This is a genomic window from Microvirga sesbaniae, assembly GCF_025460805.1.
Lineage (GTDB): Bacteria > Pseudomonadota > Alphaproteobacteria > Rhizobiales > Beijerinckiaceae > Microvirga > Microvirga sesbaniae.
This window is the reverse complement of record NZ_JAMXFJ010000021.1, coordinates 63194-81591: the sequence shown is the minus strand read 5'-3', so window position 1 is coordinate 81591 and position 18398 is coordinate 63194. Positions and strand designations below refer to the sequence as shown.

The window sequence follows — 18398 nt, the reverse complement described above, 5'->3', positions numbered from 1 at the left end:
CATGACGCGTGACGGGCGAGCCGACCGGGAATAACAAGAAGGGCGGTTCTTGCGAACCGCCCTTCCCGTCCATTCAGGTTCTGTCGGCCGCCACCCTCCCCGCCCGGGTGGCGCCCTGCCCCGCGTCAGCGCATGCCGATCGCCCTTGGCGTCGCGGCGGCCGCCATCGAGGCAGCCTTCGTGTAGAGCCCGCGATGGGCCGGATCGAGGGTCAGGGCATCCGTGACGCCGAGCACGGTCTCTGACGCTCCGAGCAGGAGCGAGCCGTCCGGCGCCATGACGGTGGAGATGCGGCGCAGGACGTCGGCCTTGAGGGGGGCGTCGAAATAGATCAGCACGTTGCGGCAATAGACGATGTCGAACGGGCCGAGGCGGCCGAAATCGTCGAGCAGGTTGAGGTAGCGGAAATCCACCATGGCGCGGATCTCAGGCGCGATCTGCCATTGGTCGCCCACCTGGGTGAAGTATTTCACCAGGAGCCGGATCGGCAATCCGCGCTGCACCTCGAACTGGTTGTAGAGGCCGGCCTTCGCCTTCTCCAGCACCTCGGTCGAGATGTCGGACGCCACGATGTCGATGTGCCAGCCCGGCATGCGGGCGGAGGCCTCCTTCAGGAGCATCGCCAGGGAGTACGGCTCCTGGCCGCTCGAGGCCGCCGCGCACCAGATCCGCAGCCGGCGGCTCGCGGCCCGCTCCTTGAGGTATTTGGGCAGCAGCACGTCCTGGAACAGGTCGAACGGCGTCTTGTCCCGGAAGAAGAAGGTCTCGTTCGTGGTCATCGCCTCGATGGTCGCCTTCTCGAGCGCGATCGCGCGGCCGGTCCTGATCTCCCGCACGAGGTGCGACAGGGTCTCGAGCTTGAAGCGCGTGCACACGGACGAGAGGCGGCTCTCGACCAGGTAGCGCTTGTCCGGGGATAGCGCCAGGCCGGACCGGGCCTTCAGGAAGACGCGCAGGGCTTCGAATTCGGCCTCGGTCATTTCGACGCTCCGGTGATGAGGCCCTTCAGGGAACGGCCGATGGATTCCAGGGGAAGAACCTCGTGGGCGAGGCCCGCCTTCACGATGCTGCCCGGCATGCCCCAGACGATGCTCGTCGCTTCGTCCTGGGCGATCACGGTGGCGCCCGCCTTGGTGAGGAAGCGTGCGCCCTGCGTGCCGTCCGAGCCCATGCCGGTCAGCACGACGGCGAGCGCCGAGGCGCCGTAGATCCCGGCGGCCTCCCGGAACAGCACGTCGACGGCCGGCCGGCAGAAATTCTCCGGCGGCCCGTCGTTGAGACGGATCGTCGTCTTGCCGCCGGACGACACCACGCCCATGTGCCGCCCGCCGGGAGCGACCAGGATCGTGCCGGGCGCCACCACGTCTCCGTCGCGCCCCTCCCGGGCCGGAACGGACAACAGGGTCTGCAGGTGCTCGGCGAAGACGGCCGTGAACATCGCCGGCATGTGCTGCACGATCAGTACCGGGATCGTCGCGAGCGCCGGCTTCAAATCGAGGAGCACGCGTTCGACGGCGCGCGGACCGCCCGTGGACGACCCGATGAGAAGGCATTGCGGCCTGGTGGCGCTCGGCCGCGTGAGCGGAACGGGCGCCGGGGAAACGACGGTCGGCGCCGGCGCCGCGAAGGTTCTCGCCGGGCGGGCCTTCGTCTCGCTCAGGGCCCGGAGCTTGTCGACGAGGTCGCGGCGGAAATCCGCCGCCGCGCCGGCCGCGCGGGCGCTCTCCGGCTTCGCCAGATAATCGACCGCGCCAAGCGAGAGACATTTCAGGGAGATCTCGGCATTCCTCTGGGTGAGGGTCGAGATCACGATCACCTTGCTGGCCGGATGCGCCTTCAGGATCATCGGCAGGGCCGCGAGTCCGTCCACCTCCGGCATCTCGATGTCGAGCAGGATGATCTCGGGCTTCGAGCGCTCCGCCGCATCGACGGCCATCCGGCCGTTCGAGGCGGTCGCCACGATGTCGAAGCCGCCGGCTTCCGTGAGCCATCGGCCGATCATGCCGCGGATCACAGCGCTGTCGTCGACGATCATCACCCGGGTGAGGCGGCCGGGTGCAGGGCTTGTCTGAGATAAGGGAGAATGGGACATCGTCTCACGCCGAATGCGATGCGGGAAGAACACCGAGCCCCTGGAGCTTGGCGGCGAGGATATCCTTGTCGAACGGCTTCATGACATATTCGTCCGCGCCCGCTTCCAGGGCCCGCGTGATATGGTCGAGGCCGTTCTCCGTCGTGCAGAAAACCACCTTCGGTGACAAGCCTTCCGGCGTGCTGCGCAGCGCTTTCAGGAAGCTGTAGCCGTCCATGACGGGCATGTTCCAGTCGAGGAGGATCACGTCCGGCATCTCGCTCCGGCAGGCTTTGAGGCCCGCCTCGCCGTTCTCGGCTTCGGAGACGCGAAAATCCAGGCTCTCGACAATGTCGCGGGACACCTTTCGGATCACACGGGAATCATCAATGATCAGGCAATAGGTCATAAAAATCTTTCCAGGCGTCAGCGCCCTGCCGCACCGGCTGGACCGGCGCGCTAGGAGCGAATATCGGATTTATCCACGAAGTTGAAATTCTCGACCAGGATCTCCTTGACGATCTCGGCCCCCAGGCGCTTGTTGATCTTCTCGCGGACGTTGCCGATCATGCCGTTGACGTTGTACCGGGAGAGCTTCTTGAAATCGAGCGTCTCGTCGGCGTAGACGTGGCGGAAGACTTCGTCCTGAATGAAGGCTTCGGGCGGCACGGAGATCTCGCGCAGGGTCTTGGCGTCCGCCGTGAAGACGAGATTTGCGATCACGTAGCCCTGCACGGCTCCTTCCGCGACGATCGGGATGTTCATGGGCGGCAGCTTCTTGTACTGCAACCCTTCGTAACTTCCCTTCTCCTCCACGGGCGCCTTGCCGACCGTCCAGGTCACGGCCGCATAACAGGACGCCAGCGTGACCGCGCAGACCCAGAAGCCCGCCATGACGTTCTTCATCATGCGCCGAAGCCCGCCTTGTTCATGTGCACCGAATACGTGCTGTCGGATTCAGCGCTCTGGATCGCGGTCGAGATGATGCTCGCAACCTCCTGGACAGCCTGCATGTGGCGCCGCAGGATGTCCTGGTTGGTCTCGATCTTGGCCCGGAGATCCTGCAGGCGCTTCGTCGCCTTCTGATCGAGCGCGTGGATCTCGGCCGTGCGGACGATCCGGCTGATTTCGAGCAGGCATTGGCTCTTGCGCCGGTTGAACTCGTCCAGGTTCGACAGGTCGCGCGCCATGAGAGCGGCGGTTTCCATGTCCAGCGTTTCTTCGAGTCGGTCCAGGGACTTCATCAGCATCATGGTGGTTCCTGCATTCTGGCGACGGTCGGACGCTCTTGCCGTCGTGCGCTCTGAGATCAAATCTTGGTCGAGAACGGCGGCATCGGCCGAGGAGGCGGGATGTCGGCGGACGGTCCGGTCGCCCGGGTGCCGAGGACGTGCTGCGCGATGCCGATGCCGCCCGCCTTCGAAATCTGCGCGCCGATCTGCTCGGCCATCATGGATTTCCAGATCGAGCCCGCATTGCCCTTGCCGTAGGTATTCTCCGCGTCCTTCGGGAGCATGGACTCCACGAAGGTCTGAAGAATATAGGCCTCGAACTCCTGGTGCGCCTTCTTCGTCCGGGCGGCGCTGGCCGACTCGGCGTCGTTGCGAAGCGAATTGCGCAGGGTATAGACATCGGCGCCGGACGCCATGAGAGGCTGGCCGGCCACGGACTTCACCGCATCCTCGAAGCTGGTCCCGTCCACCGCCGATGCACCGTCGAGGAGCTTCTGCGCGGCCGCCTGGTAGCGCGCGGGATCCGCCGCTCTTGCGACGTCGTTGACAATATCGGAGGGCGGGCTGATCGCCATCTCGCATCTCTTCAGGTTTCAAAACTCGAGGCAAGGTGTAACCCGGCTAGCTTACGGGAAGCTTGCGCTGTCGTCTTTCGCGAGCCCTTCGAGGATCGTGGCGAGGTCCTTCTTCTCCGCCACGCGGCGCTCCTGATCCTTCAGGCCGGTCAGCATCTTTTCCGTGCGCTTCGCCTGCATGGCGCGATCGATGGTCATGGCCTTCTGCGCCGCCTTCGCCTTGTCCACTTTGCTCGCCTGGGACGCCAGCCCCTGGAGGCGCTTGGCCGTGATGTCGACGAAGAGGCCATGCAAGGTCTCGTGATCGTTCATCGTCCGGATGAGCGTCTCCTGGGCGGTCTTGAGCTCGGTCGCTTCCCGCTCGAGCGTGGCGAGCCTCAGCTCGGCCTCTTTCTGGAGATGCTGCTGAACCTTCAGAATTCGTTCGATCTTGCGGACCCTCTGCTTCATGGGCCTATCCGTTCCGAAGCCACGTCGAGAACGCCTCCATGAAGAGAAGCACATAATCGCTAGCCGCGAAGTACACGATCAGCAATCCGCCGACCATGACGAAGGGGGTCGCCAGGAAGTACACCGGGATCTGAGGCGTGAGCTTGTTCGTGAGGCCGACCGCGAGATTGACGATCACGGAATAGAGGATGAAGGGGCTGCTGATCCTGAGGGCAAGCACGAAGGCGACGCCGATCTGGTCCACCAGCTGCGTCAGCGACAGCCTGGTGCCCAGTCCCTCGCCCATCGCAAGCCGCGAGTAGGAATCGACAAGGCCGCGAAACACCTCCCAGTGGAGATCCGACAGGAACAGGACGGCGGTTGCCACCATCATGATGAACGAGCCGATCGCAGGAAGGGGCTCCGCCTCATCGATCGGGGCGCCCGGCATGCCGAAGCTCAGCGCCATCGCGACGGCGCTCAGCATGGATTGCAGGGCGAAGAAGTACACGCGTCCCAGGAGGCCGATCAGGAGGCCGGTCAGCAGCTCCGAGGCGATATAGACCAGGATGGCCGCAGGCGCCTGGGAGGCGATGCCGGCCTGAACCTTCTCGAGAAGAACCGGCGCCAGCGCCAAGCTGGTGGCCAGGCCGATGAAGAGGCGAACCTGCATTGGGATCCGGCTGCTCGAGAATCCCGGAGCCATCATCAGGCAACCGCCGATCCGGCAGAAGATCAGGAAGATCGCCAGCAGGATCTCGGGGGTCAGCTGGGTCACGAGATCGTACCAAGCGAATTGACCTCCAGGCCGCGGGCGATTTCCAGATGCGAGAGAACCGGCAGGGACGAGAACATGCGCTCGATGATCATGCGCACATAGGGGCGCGCATCCGGCGCCGTCACGACCGCGAAGGTATGAACCTGGCCCATACGGGTCTTGATGGCATCGGACGCTTCCGTCCCGAACTGCTCCACGAGCCTGGGATCGATGTCGAACTCGACCACGTCGCCCTTGGCGTCCCGCTTCAGGCTTTGATGGAATGCGATATCCCACTTGTTGCCGAGCCTCAAGACGTTCAGGGCACCGCCCTCGGCGAGATCGCCGCAGATCTGCTGGGCGATCCGGACCCGCACATGCTCCACCAGCTGCTCGGCCCTCCGGGCATGGGGAGCGATCTCGGCGATCGCCTCGAGGATCAGGCTCAGGTTGCGGATCGAGACCCGCTCCGCCAGCAGGAGCTTCAGGACCGACTGGAGACCGGAATAGGAGATCTGCGAGGGACAGATGTCGTCGAGCAGGCGCTTGTACTCGGAGTCGAGGCCATCCAGCAGGTTGCGCACGTCCTTATAGGACAGAAGCTGCGGCAGGTTGTTGCGGATCACCTCGCTCAGGTGAGTGAGGAGGACCGAGGCTCCATCGACGGCTTGGAAGCCCTGTCGCTTGATCTCGCTCAGATACACATCCGACACCCACATGGCCTTCATGCCGAAGGCCGGCTCCCGCACCTCGTCGCCCGGCACGTCGGGCATCGGGCCGTCGCCGAGCACGACGAGAAGATCGCCCGGGCGGACCTCCTGGGTGGCGATGACGGTTCCGTGGATTTTGATCTGATAGCTCTTGGGCGGGATCATGAGGCTGTCGGAGAGCTTCACGTCCGGCAGGACGAAGCCGTAGTCCTGAGCGAATTTCTTGCGCATCTTGCCGACGCGATGAGCCAGATCCCCATGGGCGCTTGCGAGATGGGAGGCCAGATGCTTGCCCAGGCAGAGCTCGATCTCGGCGAGCTTCAGGGATTCCTTGACCGTATCCCGCGACTCCAGAAGGGTCTTCTGCTGCTCCTGCGCGAGCTTGGCCTGAGCCTTGGCTTCCTGCTCGGCTCTCTGCTTGGGAATCGAATAGGCGATGAAGCCCATGCAGCAGCCGAGCACCAGGAACGGGAGCATCGGCAAGCCGGGAACGATGGCAAAGACGAACATCAGGGCGGCGGCGACCATGAGGGCCCGGGGATAGGCGCCGAGCTGCCCGAGCACGGCCTGCTGAGCCTGCCCCCTCGTTCCGCCCTTCGACACCAGAAGGCCTGCGGCCAGGGAGACGACGAGCGCCGGGATCTGGCTGACCAGTCCATCGCCGACCGAGAGCTGGACGAAGACATCGGCAGCCTTGGACAACGGCATGCCATGACGTGTGACGCCGATGACGATGCCGCCAAAGATGTTGACGGCGATCGTGATCAGGCTCGCGACGGCCTCGCCGCGAACGAACTTGGAGGCGCCGTCCATGGATCCGAAGAAGGCGCTTTCCTCTTCGAGCTCACGCCGGCGCTTCTGGGCTTCCTTCTCGTCGATGAGCCCGGCCGACAGATCGGCGTCGATGGCCATCTGCTTGCCGGGAATGGCGTCGAGCGTGAATCGCGCGCCCACTTCGGCGATACGGGTCGCGCCTTTCGTGATGACCAGGAAGTTGACCGTGATCAGGATAATGAAGACCACTATGCCGATGACGAAGTCGCCGCTCATCACGAATTGCGAGAAGCCGCTGATCACGTGGCCGGCCGCGTCGACGCCTTTATGGCCGTCGGACAGAATGAGACGGGTCGACGCGATGCTCAGCGCAAGGCGCAACAACGTGGCAATGAGAAGGACGGTGGGAAAGGCCGAGAACTCGAGGGGCTTCTGGATCCAGAGCGCCACCATCAGAATCAGGACCGAGAGGGCAACCGAGAGGGCCAAGCCCATGTCGATCGCGATCGGCGGGATCGGGAGGAAGAGAATGGCGAGGATGCCGACGACCGCGCCGGCGAATGCCAGGTCTCTGCCACGCCCCTGGGCTGTCACTTCACTTGCTTCCATGTGCCTGCCAGCTCAACGAATGAACGATCAGACAGACACATGAACCATGAAGCTTGCGCGAGGGTCGCTCATCCGCCTGGGCCGGGAGCCCCGCATCGCACCAGCCGATCACAAGGCCGGGATCTAGAAACCTGTTACAATCTTGCCGTAGACCAGTTCGGTGAAGGCGAAGATCTGCGATCCGACGAAGGAACCGGTGACGAGCGCGACCACCAGAATGGCGATGATCTTCGGGATGAACGTAAGGGTGACCTCCTGGATCTGCGTCAGTGCCTGAACAAGCGCGATGACGATGCCGATGATCATTGCGGCGGCAACGGCCGGCCCTGCCGCAATGATGACGGTCCAGATAGCTGCCCGGACAAGCTCCAGGGCATCGACCTCGTTCATCGTCAGCTCACCACGATGCCGGGGCCGAGGAGAATCTGCTCTCCGCCCTTGAGCTTGGCCACCGCGCCGTCGCTGGCGATTGTGACGGACAGCACCTCGCCGGAGATCTTGCCGTCAGCGGTCGAGACCGTACGGCCGATGACGCTGTCTGCCTGGGCCCATGTCGAGGACGAAAGCAGCGCATCGAGCTTGGAATTGCTCTTCACGGTCTGCTCGACCTGGGAGAAGGTCGCGAGCTGAGCCATGTAGTCGGTCGACTTCATGGGCTCGGTCGGATCCTGGTTCTTCATCTGCGTGAGCAGCAGCTTCAGGAAATTGTCGTAGCTCGCCGTCGAGGACGTCTCGGTCGTGGCCGTCCGCTGCGTTGCGACATTGTTTGAAATCGAGGAGACGTTCATCGTGGGGCTCCTGAATTAGGCTGCCTGAACCGCGGCGGCTTCGGCGGGTGCGGAGGGATGAGCCTCGATCGGCTCGAACAGGGTTCGGATGAGCTTGAGCGCCTCGAACGTGCGGTCCGCTTCCACGAGGTCCCCGACCTTGCGGAGCGAATCCTTCACCCCGTCGTCGGTCGCGACCGTGATCAGGGCATCGTGCAGCTTGCGGAACGCGCCCATGACCTTGCCGGCTTCCTGAGGGTTGATGAGGAGCGACTGCACGACGAAGTAGAGCTGGCGCATCGGAGTGGTCGCATCCGTGACCTGGAGGACATGGCTCTCCAGGAGGAAGCGGGCCTCGTTCAGGAGGCTCAAGGTCACCTTCTGGCTCACGGTCAGAACGGCCCCGTTGATGAAGATGCGCTCGCCGGCCTTCAGGGAGAATCTCATTTTGGCTTTCATCTCAGACCCTCCTGGATCATGGTATTGATATCGATGAGCGCGTTCAGGTCGTTGTGCTCGCCCAGCGCGACGCGGCTGGTCTCGCGCATGACCCAGAACCCGATCGAAATGAGCTGGGCTTTAAGCTTGTCGGGCAACTCGTTGTCCGGATGCGCCAGGTCTTGGACGAAGGCGGTCCACAGGCGCTGGAGGAATTCCATGGCGTCGTTCATCTCGGGCGATCGGGAAGGCCGTCCCTCGGCGGCCTTCAGGAGGCCGATCGCGTGATCGAAGACCTCATATTCACGCTGCCGGCATTCTCTAGGAGCGTCTTCGACAACTTCTGCATATGAAAATCGATACATCGACTGAACCCGATACTAGAGATAGTTGATGAGGCTCAGCTGCTTGAGCTGAGCAGTCAGGGAATAGGAGGTTTGGATCTGTGTCATGAGCTGGTCGACACGGACTTTCGCCTCCGTCGGATCGACGGATTCCAAGTGACCGATTCGCTCGTCGTAGATCGACTTCTGCAATGCCATTCTCTCGGTCGCAGTATCGGTCTTTGCCTGCGTTGTTCCGAGGGTCGCCTGCACGTCAATCAGGCCAGAGACAGCCGTCGAAAGAACGTCGATCGCTTTCTTGAGTACGACGTTCCGGGCGGCAGGGCTCAATGTCTCGATCCCGAGATCGAAGATCATCGTGTATGCCATCGCGACCTGCCGCATGGGAGTCGTATTTGCGTTGGTGGATGTCTCGACCTTCTCCGTCGGCGAGATCAGACTCTGAATGTTCTGGTCGGACGCATTCGAGAGTGCGCTCCAGCCGGTCCCTTCGAAGATCGCCTTGAACGGCCCGTCGAGAAAATCATTCATATCATCCGCCGTGATCCCCGAGACAGCCGGGTCACTCTGCGGAATGTTGAAACCACCCGATGCTGTCGGAGCAGAGAATGCCCCCGCGACCAGATCCTTGAGGGAAGGTGGTCCACCGCCTGCGTAGTCGTTTGCAGGATCCGCTTTGGTGTTGATTCCGCCGAAAACGAACTGACCGCCAACCGAGGTGTTGAGGTTGGAAATCAGGCTGCTCAGATAGGCTTCTGCCTGGTTCTTGATGATCTCCACTGGAGGATTGAGCGGCAATCCTACGAGTGCATCCCGGAACTTCGTTGCATCGTCCCGAATGCTGTTCAGGGCATCATCTGTCGTCTTGATGCGCTGAAGAGCGACACTGTTGCTATCGGTCAGCGTGTCGATCTCCGCCCGTTGCTGGCGCAGGGAGAGCGTCTCTCCGACCTTGTATCCGAGAGCGAGCCCGACATCCGCATGCCGGCCTGTCGTCAGCTCGGTATTGGCCTTCGTGAGGCTCTCCTGAAGCCTGTCGAGTGACGACCGAGGGGAGTTCCACAGCGTCACCGTCGAGATGAATGTGGTCTTCATGTCTAGCCCACCGCGTTCAGAAGAGTCTTGATCATTTGGTCGATCACGGAGATCAGCTTCGCGGAAGCCGAGTAGGACTTCTCGAGTTGCAGCATCAGGGCCGTTTCATCATCCTCGTTGACATCGGTGGCGTTCGAGAGCGCTTCCGATGCATGTCCCAGGAGCGTATTCCGGTAATCCAGCGATTGGTCGGCGCTCTGGCGCGACGACTCGACCCAGCTGGCTGATCCCTGAGCGAATTCCCGCAGGGACACGGTCTCCCCCAGACCGAGGGTCTTGTCGAACGTCCGCTCCTTCGACATCTCTCCGACGAGTCCGTACAGACGGCCGGAGAAGGCCGCATTGTCGGGATCGGGATTGTAGCGGTAGGCCGCGCCGTTGATCCCGCCATCACGAATGTTCGCGAAGGTACCAGTCGCACTCTTCGCCGGATCGATCTCGTCCGTCACCCTGATCAGGCCTGCCAGGCCTGTCGTGGCCGGCGATGCGGGAACGCCTGATGCGCCTGGAAACGTGAATACGCCTGGGAGATCGGGCTGGGATGCGTCGGTCTGATGCTTCTCCGCGAAGGCCTCGATGAGGCCCCGCGCGAGTTCGTCGAGCTGACGCTGGTAGGTCACGGCGACGTCGTCACGCACTGCCACCAGCCCGACGAGGTTGCCGGAATTGAGGGGCATCAGGGCCCCCGGGCCGGTCACCTGAATGCCGTCGATGGACACGGCCTTGCCGACTGTGCCGGGAGCGTAGACGTTTGTCTGATCGAACTTGACCTGCCTGGCCGTCTTGTCGAACAGCGGAACGCCGCTGTCAGTATAGAGAGCGATGTCGTTGCCGGCCCGCGGCACGACGGTCACGCCGATTTCCTCGGACAGCTGGGCGATCAGGCTGTCGCGGGTATCCATGGCGTCGGTGACGTCGGCCCCGAGCGCTGAGCCGCTCACGACCTGCTGGTTGGCCTTTTCGAACTTCGCCAGGAGGTCGTTGATGCGGGCGACGGAGTCCCCGATCTTGCCGTCGGCTTCAAGCCGCACGGCCTGAACGGCCGATGTGGCCTGATTCAGGCTCGACGCCATGTTGGTGGCGGCCGTGACGAACGCCCTGGCGTACTGCGAATTGTCTGGAGCATTGGCATATTGCTTGAGGGCGCTGTCCAAGGCTCCGATGCGGGCGGCGAGAGACTCGTCGAGTTCCGTGTCGCCCACGGTCTGGCTCAGCTTCTCCAGCCCTTCCAGCAGCGCCTTCTGGGTTGCCGCGTCGGATGTGGTCTCGAGCATTTTCGACAGGAGCGCCGCATCGCTGGCTCTCAAGGTCACGACGCGGGCCGCGCCCCCTTGAGTCACCAGCATGGCGATCTTGCGCGAATAACTTGGATCGGACGCCCCGGTGATGTTGCGCGAGACCGTCGCCATCTGGGATTGCGACGCCAGAAGCGACGATCGTGCCGTGTTGTAGGCTACTGACAGAGACATGGATCAAGGACTCTCCAACGATTACCGCTTCAGGTTCATCAGGACGTCGAGCAGTTCGGATCCGGTCTGGAAAACCTTGGAGTTGGCCGTGTAGCTGGTCTGAGCCTCGATCATCGCCGTCAGCTCGGTGCCGATATCGACGTTCGATCCTTCGAGGGCGCCCGACGCGATCGACCCGAAGCCCGACATCTCCGGGAATCCGACCTGATAGCCGCCGGAGGCCGCCGTCGTCTCGTAGACGTTGCCGGCGCGAGGGCTCAGGTTGTCCGGACTCGACACGTTGGCGAGCGGGATCCGATAGGCCCCGACGCGGGTTCCGTCCTCATAGACGGCGTAGACGGTGCCGTCAGACGCGAACTCGACGTCCTTCACGGCGGACGGCGCATTGCCGTTGGCCTCGCCTGTGACGTTGTACTCGCCGGCGAGCTGCGTCATGCCGGCCATGTCGAGGGCGAAGGGCTCGCCGCCGGGGATGCCGAAGTTCAGTACGGACGGGCCGGTCAGTTGGCCATCCGCATCGAAAGTCAGGGTCATTGAGGTCGTTCCAGTCAGCGGATCGCTGGTCGTTCCGTTCGCGACGCTGATGGTCCACTGCGTATCGCTTGTCTTCGTCAGAGAGATGTCAATCTTGATCGGATTGCCCACCTTGTCATAGACCTGAAGCGACGATTGCTTGCTGACCGTGGCCGGGGGAGCAATGACAGGCTCACCGTCAGGCAGGTTGCCTTTGAAGGATCCCTTCGTCGACCCGCTCGCCTGCATGGCGAAGGAGGACATGTTGACCGGCTCGACGCCGTCGAGGCTGTTCAGGGAAGGATTGACGGCCCCTGCGCCGAGCTTGTAGCCCATGAGCGTGAACCCGTAGGCATTCACGAGATTGCCCGTCCGCCCATCCTTCACGAAGTTGCCCGCGCGGGTCAGGTACGGCGATCCGCCCGGATCGGTCACCACGAAGAAGCCGTTGCCGGAGATCGCAAGGTCGGATGCCGAGGTCGTATAGGCGATCGGGCCCTGGTCGGCGATCGTATAGCGAACCCTGCTGGTGACGGAGCCGGAATTGTAGTTGCCTTCGCTCGAGGGAAGGATGAGGGACGAGAATTCCGTCGAAGCTCGCTTGTATCCGGTCGTGCTCGAGTTCTGGATGTTCTCCGCAACGGTACCCAACTTGTTCGACTGAGCGTTCATGCCAGAAACGCCACTACGAAGAACGCCATAAAGACTCATCTGAAGCTCCTACGGTTTCAAACCGGACCTAACACCATGACGCTTGCGTGAGGCTGTATTCGATCCAGTCGTCATATGAGAGGTGAAGAACCCTATTGCTTGAGGGCCTGCGCCAGGTCCATGAAGGCGTCGCGACTGGCGGGCATGGACGGATCCTGCCTGAGCGCTTCGTAGATCTTCGGGACGAGCACGACCGCCTGGTCGAGTTCCTGATCGTTGCCGGGATGATAGCCGCCCATGAGCCTGAGATCCCGTGTGTCCTCGTAGCGGGCAATCAGCCCGCGGAGACGGCGAACCAGTTCCTTCTGGTCCGGGGACCAGACATGGTCGGCCAGGCGCGAGATCGACCCCAGGACGTTGATGGCCGGGTACCGTCCCTGATCAGCGATGGCACGATCCAGAACGATGTGACCATCGAGCGTGCCGCGGATGTTGTCGGCGACCGGGTCGTTGTGATCGTCGCCGTCGACGAGGACGGAGAAGATGCCCGTGATGGAACCTCGTCCCTCCTGCCCGGGCCCCGCCCGCTCCAGCAGCCGGGGCAGGTCACTGAAAACGCTCGGCGTATAGCCGCGGGCGACGGCGGGCTCCCCGGCTGCCAGGGCGACATCGCGGGCGGCATGGGCGTACCGCGTGACCGAATCGACGATGAGCAGGACGGAGTCGCCGCAATCACGGAAGTACTCGGCCAGCGCCACGGCCGTTCGGGGAGCCTGCCGCCGCATCATCGGGCTCTCGTCGCCCGTCGACACCACCATGATCGACTTGTGCAGATTCGCGTGAATGGGGCCTTCCAGGAACTCCCGGACTTCGCGGCCGCGCTCTCCCACGAGGGCGACGACGATCGTGTCGAACCCCTCGCACTTCGCGAGCATGGTCAGGAGCGTGGACTTTCCGACGCCGGAGCCCGCGAAGATGCCGATGCGCTGTCCCTGGCACAGGGGAGTGAACAGATCGATGGCCTTGACGCCCGTCTTCAGAGGAGTCGTCACCCTGGCCCTCGTCATGGCGGACGGGGGCTCGGCATCGTTCCGGACGGGCCTGTGGCCGGTGACCAGAGGACCGAGGTCGTCCAGCGGATCGCCGAGAGCGTTGATGACGCGCCCGCGCCAGCTATGGTCCGGGCTAAAGGCCGTGTCGCCCAGGATGAAGGCGGGCGTTCCGATCCCGGCTTCGATCCGCCCGTTGAAGGGCTTTATCGTGATCCCGCCGTCGTCGATTCGCACCACCTCTCCGGCCTGCGTCCTCCCATGAGCCTCAAAGCCGACCCGATCGCCGAGCTTCACGAACTGGGACAATCCGGCAACCCGGTAATAGCTCGGGTTGACCTCGCGGATGGTTCCGCTGATCTGGACCTTCCGCCTGCCGGCACCTTCGGTGAGGACGAACTCCTCGAGCCTTTGGAGAGCGTTCATCGCCGCCATCAGGAGCTGGGGCCAAGGGTCCGGATGGCATCCATGAAGGTCGATTCGCTTTCCTGGATGGTCGTGGCCGCGCTATCGAAGCTCCTCTGGACCGCGATCATCTTGGTCATTTCCAGAACGGGATTGACGTTCGATCCCTCGCTGAAGCCCTGCTGAACCCCGGTGGAGTTGAAATCCTGAACGACCTCTCCCGGAATGCTGGACATGACGCCGGAGTTTCCGAAACGGGTGAGACGGCTGTCGTTCCTCAGGTTGAACAGACCGATGGCTCCAACCTGGTTGGTGCCCTGCATGATCGTTCCATCGCGCCCGATCGTCGGCGAACCCGCCATCGGATCGAGAGCGATGGGCGCGCCGCCCGCGTCCAGAACCTGATAGCCTTCGACCGTCAGAAGATCGCCGTTCTCGTTCATCTTGAACCGGCCGTCGCGGGTGTAGACGGCCCCGTTGGGCCCGTTGAAGGCAAACCAGGCCTCCCCCTGGATGGCGACGTCGAGGGGGTTGTCGGTCTTCACGACGGGACCCGTGCGCCGTGACACGAAGTTCTGCCCGGACGACGCGAAGGACACATTCTCCTTGGCTGCGAGCGAGAGGATTTCCTCGAACTTGACCTCGTCCGCTCGGAAGCCGCCCGTGTTCATGTTCGCAACGTTGTTCGCTATCGTGTTCAGGCGCTTTTCCATGGCCACCTGGGCGGACAGCGCGACATAAAGCGAGGATTGCATGGAGGAGCTCCGGCCTTTTCTCATGAGGGCGGCCTGATGGCGCCAGCCCTGACGGCGCGGCATTCCTTTTGCCGCATGAACTTGGCCCGAGGGGTAGTCGAACAGCCTTGCACGAGGCTTGCTCCCCGGTTTCCAGCTTCGCGCAAGCCTCCGGGTTTAAGACATCTTCAACAAGTTGGACTTTCATAAAAGGACCGCGACTTTGGGCGTTTTGATCGGATTGGCAGTCGCCATTGGCTCGCTTGTGAGCGGCTATGTCGCCATGGGCGGTCATCTGGCCGTCATTTGGCAGCCTTGGGAATACGTGATCATCTGCGGGATCGCGATCGGCACATTCATCATCGCAAATCCCATGCCTCTGGTGAAGGACACCGGCCGCGCCGCGCGCGAGGCCATCTCCGGAGCCGTGCCGAAGAGGGATCACTATCTCGCAATCCTCGGCCTCCTTTATGCCCTCATGCGGGAGCTGAAGAACAAGCCGCGGAACGAGGTGGAGGGGCACATCGACCAGCCGGAAGAATCCGAGATCTTCAAGGCCTTTCCGGGCGTCCTCAAGGATAAGGATCTCACGCTCTTCATCTGCGACTATGCCCGGCTGATCATCATCGGCAACGCGCGTCCCCATGAGATCGAAGCGCTCATGGAAGAAGAAATCGCAACTCTCAAGCGCGACCGGACGAAACCTTATTACTCGATCAACACCGTATCGGAGGCCCTCCCGGCCCTCGGGATCGTGGCAGCCGTCCTCGGGATCGTGAAGGCGCTCGGCGCCATCGATCAGTCGCCGACCATTCTGGGTGGGCTGATCGCCTCGGCGCTTGTCGGAACCTTCGGCGGCATCTTCATCTCCTATGCCTTCCTGTCGCCGCTCGCGAACAAGGTGAAAGCGACCCGAGAAAAGCAGACCCGCGTCTATGTCATCGTCAAGCAGGCCTTCATCGCCTACATGAACGGCGCTCTCCCGCAAATCGCCGTGGAGCATGGCCGCAAGGGCATCTCCGTGGAGTACCGGCCGACCATCGACGAGGTTGAGACCGCGACGACGACCGGCGGCCGCTCCGAAGATCTGAAGGAGGCCGCATGATGATGAGCGGAGCCCATAGCGCCAACGACATCCGCGACATGCTTCTGGATGCGGCAGGCCTCTCCCTCGACCGCCTGCCGATGCTTCATGTGATCTTCGACCGCATGACGACCAGTTGCGCCGAGCACCTGCGCCACCTGGCAGCATCGCCCATGTACTACTCGCTCAGCGGGCTCGAGAGCGGTCGCATCACCGAAATTCTGGAGATGTACGAGGCGAACGCCGTCGCGGGCATCTTCCATGCGCCCGAATGGGACAGCCACATCCTGATCGGCTTCGACCGGGACTTCATCTATACGATGGTGGAGGTGCTCTTCGGTTCCGACGGCTCCGAACCTCCCGTCGAGGAGGCGCGTGGCTTCTCGAGCATCGAGCTCCGGATGGCCCAGACCCTCTTCGAGCACGTTGCGAAGGCTCTCCAGGCATCGTTCTCCCTGATCGTCGATACGAAGTTCAAGCTCGAGCGCATCGAGACCCGTATGGACTTCGCGGTTATCGGGCGGCGGAACAATCAGGCGGTGGCGGCAAAGTTCCTTCTCCAGGCGCTCAACCGCGGCGGCGAAATGTTCGTCATCATTCCGCAGTCGGTTCTCAATCCGATGCGCAAAGCCCTCTCTCATGTGGTGACGGGCGAATCATCCGGCCGTGATCCCCGGTGGATGAAGCAGATCGCCACGGAGGTGAAGAAGACGGAGGTTACGCTCAAGGCCGTTCTCGAGGAGAGGTTCCTCTCCCTCGGGGAGATCGCCGACCTCAAGATCGGAGACGTCATCGAACTGCAGGCGACCCCCCGCAGCCGAGTCAAGCTTGAGAGCAATCAGCAGGGTCTTTTCTGGTGTCATATCGGACAGTCGGAAGGGTCCTACGTTCTGAAGGTCGATGAGCTCATCGACCAGGAAAAAGAGTTTCTCGATGATGTCCTCCCTCGCTAACGCCATCCTGTTCCTCGCTCTCGTGACCACCAGCGTCATGGTCGCCGTCATGTATCGCAAGCTCAAGAGGCTCGACCGGTACCATGCTGAGTATCAGCAGATCTTCGACAAGACCGGCGCGGCCCTTGTGGCCGCTCAGGGGGCCGTTGCAGCCTTCGGCACCGAAGGCAAGGAGACCCTCCTCCTGCTCGGCAAGCGCATCGAGGAAGCCCAGGCCGTCACGAGCCAGCTCGAGCACCTCCTTCAAGACGCACGCCAGCAAGCCCAATCCCTCACCCGCGCATCACAATCATAAGGTCCATTCCCATGACGAACCCCTTCGAGCCCAAATCTCAGGATAAAGCCGTGTGGCAACAGGACGGCGCTTTCGAAAATTCAGCTCTGCAGGACGAGAGGCTGGGCAGCGGCAAGAACCTCGATTCGATCCTGCGCATTCCGGTCACCATTCAGGTGGTTCTCGGCTCTGCCACGATGCCGGTCGCCAACCTGATGAAGCTCGGCCGAGGCGCGATCGTTCCCCTCGACCATCGGGTCGGAGAGCCGGTGGACGTGGTCGTGAACGGCCGCATCATCGCCCGCGGCGAAGTCGTGGTCGTGGAGGACGACAATTCCCGCTTCGGCATCTCGCTGACGGAAATCGTCGGCCCTCCCACCAACGATCTTAACGGCTAAGTTGGCTTCACGGCATGGTCGCTCACGTTCCCATGAAGGCGAATGGCACTAAGGTCCTGAAAGGACCCGAGCGCGTCGCAACCCTTCTCTTCGCCATGGGGAAGCCTGCAGCAAGCAGGATCCTCAAGCACTTCAACGAAGAGGAGATTCGGCTCGTCACCAAATCGGCCGCTCAGCTCGGGCCGGTGTCTCCGACCCAGATCGAGCAGCTCGTCGAAGAGTTCGCGTCGAACTTCTCCGACGGAGCGGACCTGGTCGGCGGTGCGGCCCATATCGAGAAGCTGCTTACGGGGATCCTGAGCCCCGAGCAGATCGCCAGCATCATGAACGAGGTTGTCGGAAACGCCAACCGAAGCATCTGGGAGCGCATCTCCACCGTCAGCGAAAGTGCGATTGCATCCTACCTGATGAAGGAGCATCCGCAGACGGCGGCCCTGATCCTCTCGAAGGTGAAACCCTCCTGCGCGGCGAAAGTCATGACGCAGCTGCCGCAGCCGCTGCGGAACAACCTCATGCGCCGGATGCTCAGCATGAAGCCGATCGTCGACGAGACGATGAAAAACATCGAGAAGACGCTGCATGAGGATTTCATGGCCAACTTCTCGAAGAATGCCGGCGCGGATACTCACGCGAAGATCGCCGACATCATCAATAAGATGGAACGCGATCATATGGAGGACGTGCTGACCAGCCTGTCGACCGTTCGGCCGAAATCGGCAGAAATCCTCAGGGGCCTGCTCTTCACCTTCGACGACATCGTGAAGCTGACGCCCAAGGATCGCACGACCCTGTTCGATCAGGTCCCGCCGGATCGCGTCGTGCTTGCCCTCAAGGGCACGAACGACGACTTCCGCAAGGTCGTTCTCTCCGCGCTCTCGTCGCGCGTTCGCCGCATGATCGAGCACGAGCTCAACAGCAAGGAGCCGTCCGCGCATCGCGATATCGCCGACGCGAGGCGCAGCATCACGGACCTAGCCCTCGAAATGGCCGGCCGAGGAGAGATCGTCATCAACTCGGAGACCGAGGAAGAGGCCTATTTCTAGAGCATCGCGGACCATGAGAGACCA

At 62.5% G+C, this 18398-nt stretch carries 23 protein-coding genes; 5 read left to right on the top strand and 18 right to left on the bottom strand.

The window, feature by feature from the left end; genetic code table 11:
- Window positions 1-125: 125 nt before the first annotated feature.
- From OCW50_RS23355 to flgF, 18 genes are all read right to left on the bottom strand, one after another.
- Window positions 126-980 (bottom strand): CheR family methyltransferase, encoded by an 855-nt coding sequence (locus OCW50_RS23355; protein ID WP_262299153.1) that lies wholly within the window; start codon window positions 978-980, stop codon window positions 126-128.
- Entirely contained in the window at window positions 977-2092 is a 1116-nt protein-coding gene (locus OCW50_RS23350) for a protein-glutamate methylesterase/protein-glutamine glutaminase (protein WP_262299152.1), read from the bottom strand. The genes OCW50_RS23355 and OCW50_RS23350 overlap by 4 nt, the downstream gene beginning before the upstream one ends.
- Before the next feature lie 4 nt (window positions 2093-2096).
- Window positions 2097-2480, bottom strand: coding sequence for a response regulator (locus tag OCW50_RS23345; RefSeq protein ID WP_262299151.1), 384 nt, complete (start codon window positions 2478-2480; stop codon window positions 2097-2099).
- Between the two features lie 50 nt (window positions 2481-2530).
- Window positions 2531-2980, bottom strand: a complete 450-nt coding sequence (locus tag OCW50_RS23340; protein WP_262299150.1) for a hypothetical protein — start codon at window positions 2978-2980, stop codon at window positions 2531-2533.
- A complete protein-coding gene (locus OCW50_RS23335; RefSeq protein ID WP_262299149.1) occupies window positions 2977-3321 on the bottom strand; it encodes a magnesium transporter CorA family protein in 345 nt (114 codons plus the stop codon). Before OCW50_RS23335 ends, OCW50_RS23340 begins: the two co-directional genes overlap by 4 nt.
- A gap of 59 nt (window positions 3322-3380) precedes the next feature.
- The gene (locus OCW50_RS23330; RefSeq protein WP_262299148.1) at window positions 3381-3878 is read right to left on the bottom strand and encodes a rod-binding protein; all 498 of its coding nucleotides are present in this window, start codon (window positions 3876-3878) and stop codon (window positions 3381-3383) included.
- 51 nt (window positions 3879-3929) lie between these two features.
- Window positions 3930-4328 carry a hypothetical protein gene (locus OCW50_RS23325; RefSeq protein ID WP_262299147.1) on the bottom strand — a complete coding sequence of 133 codons (399 nt, stop codon included), beginning with the start codon at window positions 4326-4328 and terminating at the stop codon, window positions 3930-3932.
- Between the two features lie 4 nt (window positions 4329-4332).
- Window positions 4333-5085: a flagellar biosynthesis protein FliR gene (gene fliR / locus OCW50_RS23320; RefSeq protein WP_262299146.1), complete on the bottom strand. Its 753-nt coding sequence runs from the start codon at window positions 5083-5085 to the stop codon at window positions 4333-4335.
- Window positions 5082-7157 (bottom strand): flagellar biosynthesis protein FlhA, encoded by a 2076-nt coding sequence (gene flhA / locus OCW50_RS23315; RefSeq protein WP_262299145.1) that lies wholly within the window; start codon window positions 7155-7157, stop codon window positions 5082-5084. The genes fliR and flhA overlap by 4 nt, the downstream gene beginning before the upstream one ends.
- Before the next feature lie 123 nt (window positions 7158-7280).
- The gene (locus OCW50_RS23310; protein WP_009493088.1) at window positions 7281-7547 is read right to left on the bottom strand and encodes a flagellar biosynthetic protein FliQ; all 267 of its coding nucleotides are present in this window, start codon (window positions 7545-7547) and stop codon (window positions 7281-7283) included.
- Between the two features lie 2 nt (window positions 7548-7549).
- Window positions 7550-7945, bottom strand: coding sequence for a flagellar hook assembly protein FlgD (gene flgD / locus OCW50_RS23305; protein WP_262299144.1), 396 nt, complete (start codon window positions 7943-7945; stop codon window positions 7550-7552).
- A 15-nt stretch (window positions 7946-7960) separates the two neighbouring features.
- The gene (gene flbT / locus OCW50_RS23300) at window positions 7961-8383 is read right to left on the bottom strand and encodes a flagellar biosynthesis repressor FlbT (protein WP_262299143.1); all 423 of its coding nucleotides are present in this window, start codon (window positions 8381-8383) and stop codon (window positions 7961-7963) included.
- On the bottom strand, window positions 8380-8727 hold the full coding sequence (gene flaF / locus OCW50_RS23295) for a flagellar biosynthesis regulator FlaF (protein ID WP_262299142.1): 348 nt from the start codon (window positions 8725-8727) through the stop codon (window positions 8380-8382). The genes flbT and flaF overlap by 4 nt, the downstream gene beginning before the upstream one ends.
- 15 nt (window positions 8728-8742) lie before the next feature.
- Window positions 8743-9801, bottom strand: coding sequence for a flagellar hook-associated family protein (locus tag OCW50_RS23290; RefSeq protein ID WP_262299141.1), 1059 nt, complete (start codon window positions 9799-9801; stop codon window positions 8743-8745).
- A 2-nt stretch (window positions 9802-9803) separates the two neighbouring features.
- On the bottom strand, window positions 9804-11270 hold the full coding sequence (flgK, locus tag OCW50_RS23285; protein WP_262299140.1) for a flagellar hook-associated protein FlgK: 1467 nt from the start codon (window positions 11268-11270) through the stop codon (window positions 9804-9806).
- Between the two features lie 21 nt (window positions 11271-11291).
- Window positions 11292-12494 carry a flagellar hook protein FlgE gene (locus OCW50_RS23280; protein ID WP_262268006.1) on the bottom strand — a complete coding sequence of 401 codons (1203 nt, stop codon included), beginning with the start codon at window positions 12492-12494 and terminating at the stop codon, window positions 11292-11294.
- 92 nt (window positions 12495-12586) lie between these two features.
- Entirely contained in the window at window positions 12587-13909 is a 1323-nt protein-coding gene (gene fliI / locus OCW50_RS23275; RefSeq protein ID WP_262299139.1) for a flagellar protein export ATPase FliI, read from the bottom strand.
- Between the two features lie 8 nt (window positions 13910-13917).
- On the bottom strand, window positions 13918-14643 hold the full coding sequence (gene flgF / locus OCW50_RS23270; RefSeq protein WP_262299138.1) for a flagellar basal-body rod protein FlgF: 726 nt from the start codon (window positions 14641-14643) through the stop codon (window positions 13918-13920).
- 202 nt (window positions 14644-14845) lie between these two features.
- On the opposite strand from flgF, the gene motA reads away from it, so the two are divergent.
- From motA to OCW50_RS23245, 5 genes are read left to right on the top strand one after another with little or no spacing between them, the layout of a single operon-like run.
- Window positions 14846-15727 carry a flagellar motor stator protein MotA gene (motA, locus tag OCW50_RS23265; RefSeq protein WP_173950069.1) on the top strand — a complete coding sequence of 294 codons (882 nt, stop codon included), beginning with the start codon at window positions 14846-14848 and terminating at the stop codon, window positions 15725-15727.
- A complete protein-coding gene (locus tag OCW50_RS23260) occupies window positions 15727-16659 on the top strand; it encodes a flagellar motor switch protein FliM (protein ID WP_262268049.1) in 933 nt (310 codons plus the stop codon). The genes motA and OCW50_RS23260 overlap by 1 nt, the downstream gene beginning before the upstream one ends.
- Window positions 16643-16954: a hypothetical protein gene (locus tag OCW50_RS23255; RefSeq protein ID WP_262299137.1), complete on the top strand. Its 312-nt coding sequence runs from the start codon at window positions 16643-16645 to the stop codon at window positions 16952-16954. The genes OCW50_RS23260 and OCW50_RS23255 overlap by 17 nt, the downstream gene beginning before the upstream one ends.
- Window positions 16955-16965: 11 nt before the next feature.
- Window positions 16966-17331, top strand: a complete 366-nt coding sequence (fliN, locus tag OCW50_RS23250) for a flagellar motor switch protein FliN (protein WP_262268010.1) — start codon at window positions 16966-16968, stop codon at window positions 17329-17331.
- A gap of 14 nt (window positions 17332-17345) precedes the next feature.
- On the top strand, window positions 17346-18374 hold the full coding sequence (locus tag OCW50_RS23245; protein WP_262268011.1) for a flagellar motor switch protein FliG: 1029 nt from the start codon (window positions 17346-17348) through the stop codon (window positions 18372-18374).
- Window positions 18375-18398: the final 24 nt, after the last annotated feature.

What these genes read in the sequence shown, in the direction of transcription:
- OCW50_RS23355 (WP_262299153.1), bottom strand. Translation starts at nt 980, where the DNA reads ATGACCGAGGCCGAATTCGAAGCCCTGCGCGTCTTCCTGAAGGCCCGG.
- OCW50_RS23350 (WP_262299152.1), bottom strand. Translation starts at nt 2,092, where the DNA reads ATGTCCCATTCTCCCTTATCTCAGACAAGCCCTGCACCCGGCCGCCTC.
- OCW50_RS23345 (WP_262299151.1), bottom strand. Translation starts at nt 2,480, where the DNA reads ATGACCTATTGCCTGATCATTGATGATTCCCGTGTGATCCGAAAGGTG.
- OCW50_RS23340 (WP_262299150.1), bottom strand. Translation starts at nt 2,980, where the DNA reads ATGATGAAGAACGTCATGGCGGGCTTCTGGGTCTGCGCGGTCACGCTG.
- OCW50_RS23335 (WP_262299149.1), bottom strand. Translation starts at nt 3,321, where the DNA reads ATGCTGATGAAGTCCCTGGACCGACTCGAAGAAACGCTGGACATGGAA.
- OCW50_RS23330 (WP_262299148.1), bottom strand. Translation starts at nt 3,878, where the DNA reads ATGGCGATCAGCCCGCCCTCCGATATTGTCAACGACGTCGCAAGAGCG.
- OCW50_RS23325 (WP_262299147.1), bottom strand. Translation starts at nt 4,328, where the DNA reads ATGAAGCAGAGGGTCCGCAAGATCGAACGAATTCTGAAGGTTCAGCAG.
- flhA (WP_262299145.1), bottom strand. Translation starts at nt 7,157, where the DNA reads ATGGAAGCAAGTGAAGTGACAGCCCAGGGGCGTGGCAGAGACCTGGCA.
- OCW50_RS23310 (WP_009493088.1), bottom strand. Translation starts at nt 7,547, where the DNA reads ATGAACGAGGTCGATGCCCTGGAGCTTGTCCGGGCAGCTATCTGGACC.
- flgD (WP_262299144.1), bottom strand. Translation starts at nt 7,945, where the DNA reads ATGAACGTCTCCTCGATTTCAAACAATGTCGCAACGCAGCGGACGGCC.
- flbT (WP_262299143.1), bottom strand. Translation starts at nt 8,383, where the DNA reads ATGAAAGCCAAAATGAGATTCTCCCTGAAGGCCGGCGAGCGCATCTTC.
- flaF (WP_262299142.1), bottom strand. Translation starts at nt 8,727, where the DNA reads ATGTATCGATTTTCATATGCAGAAGTTGTCGAAGACGCTCCTAGAGAA.
- OCW50_RS23290 (WP_262299141.1), bottom strand. Translation starts at nt 9,801, where the DNA reads ATGAAGACCACATTCATCTCGACGGTGACGCTGTGGAACTCCCCTCGG.
- flgK (WP_262299140.1), bottom strand. Translation starts at nt 11,270, where the DNA reads ATGTCTCTGTCAGTAGCCTACAACACGGCACGATCGTCGCTTCTGGCG.
- OCW50_RS23280 (WP_262268006.1), bottom strand. Translation starts at nt 12,494, where the DNA reads ATGAGTCTTTATGGCGTTCTTCGTAGTGGCGTTTCTGGCATGAACGCT.
- fliI (WP_262299139.1), bottom strand. Translation starts at nt 13,909, where the DNA reads ATGAACGCTCTCCAAAGGCTCGAGGAGTTCGTCCTCACCGAAGGTGCC.
- flgF (WP_262299138.1), bottom strand. Translation starts at nt 14,643, where the DNA reads ATGCAATCCTCGCTTTATGTCGCGCTGTCCGCCCAGGTGGCCATGGAA.
- OCW50_RS23260 (WP_262268049.1), top strand. Translation starts at nt 15,727, where the DNA reads ATGATGAGCGGAGCCCATAGCGCCAACGACATCCGCGACATGCTTCTG.
- OCW50_RS23255 (WP_262299137.1), top strand. Translation starts at nt 16,643, where the DNA reads ATGTCCTCCCTCGCTAACGCCATCCTGTTCCTCGCTCTCGTGACCACC.
- fliN (WP_262268010.1), top strand. Translation starts at nt 16,966, where the DNA reads ATGACGAACCCCTTCGAGCCCAAATCTCAGGATAAAGCCGTGTGGCAA.
- OCW50_RS23245 (WP_262268011.1), top strand. Translation starts at nt 17,346, where the DNA reads ATGGTCGCTCACGTTCCCATGAAGGCGAATGGCACTAAGGTCCTGAAA.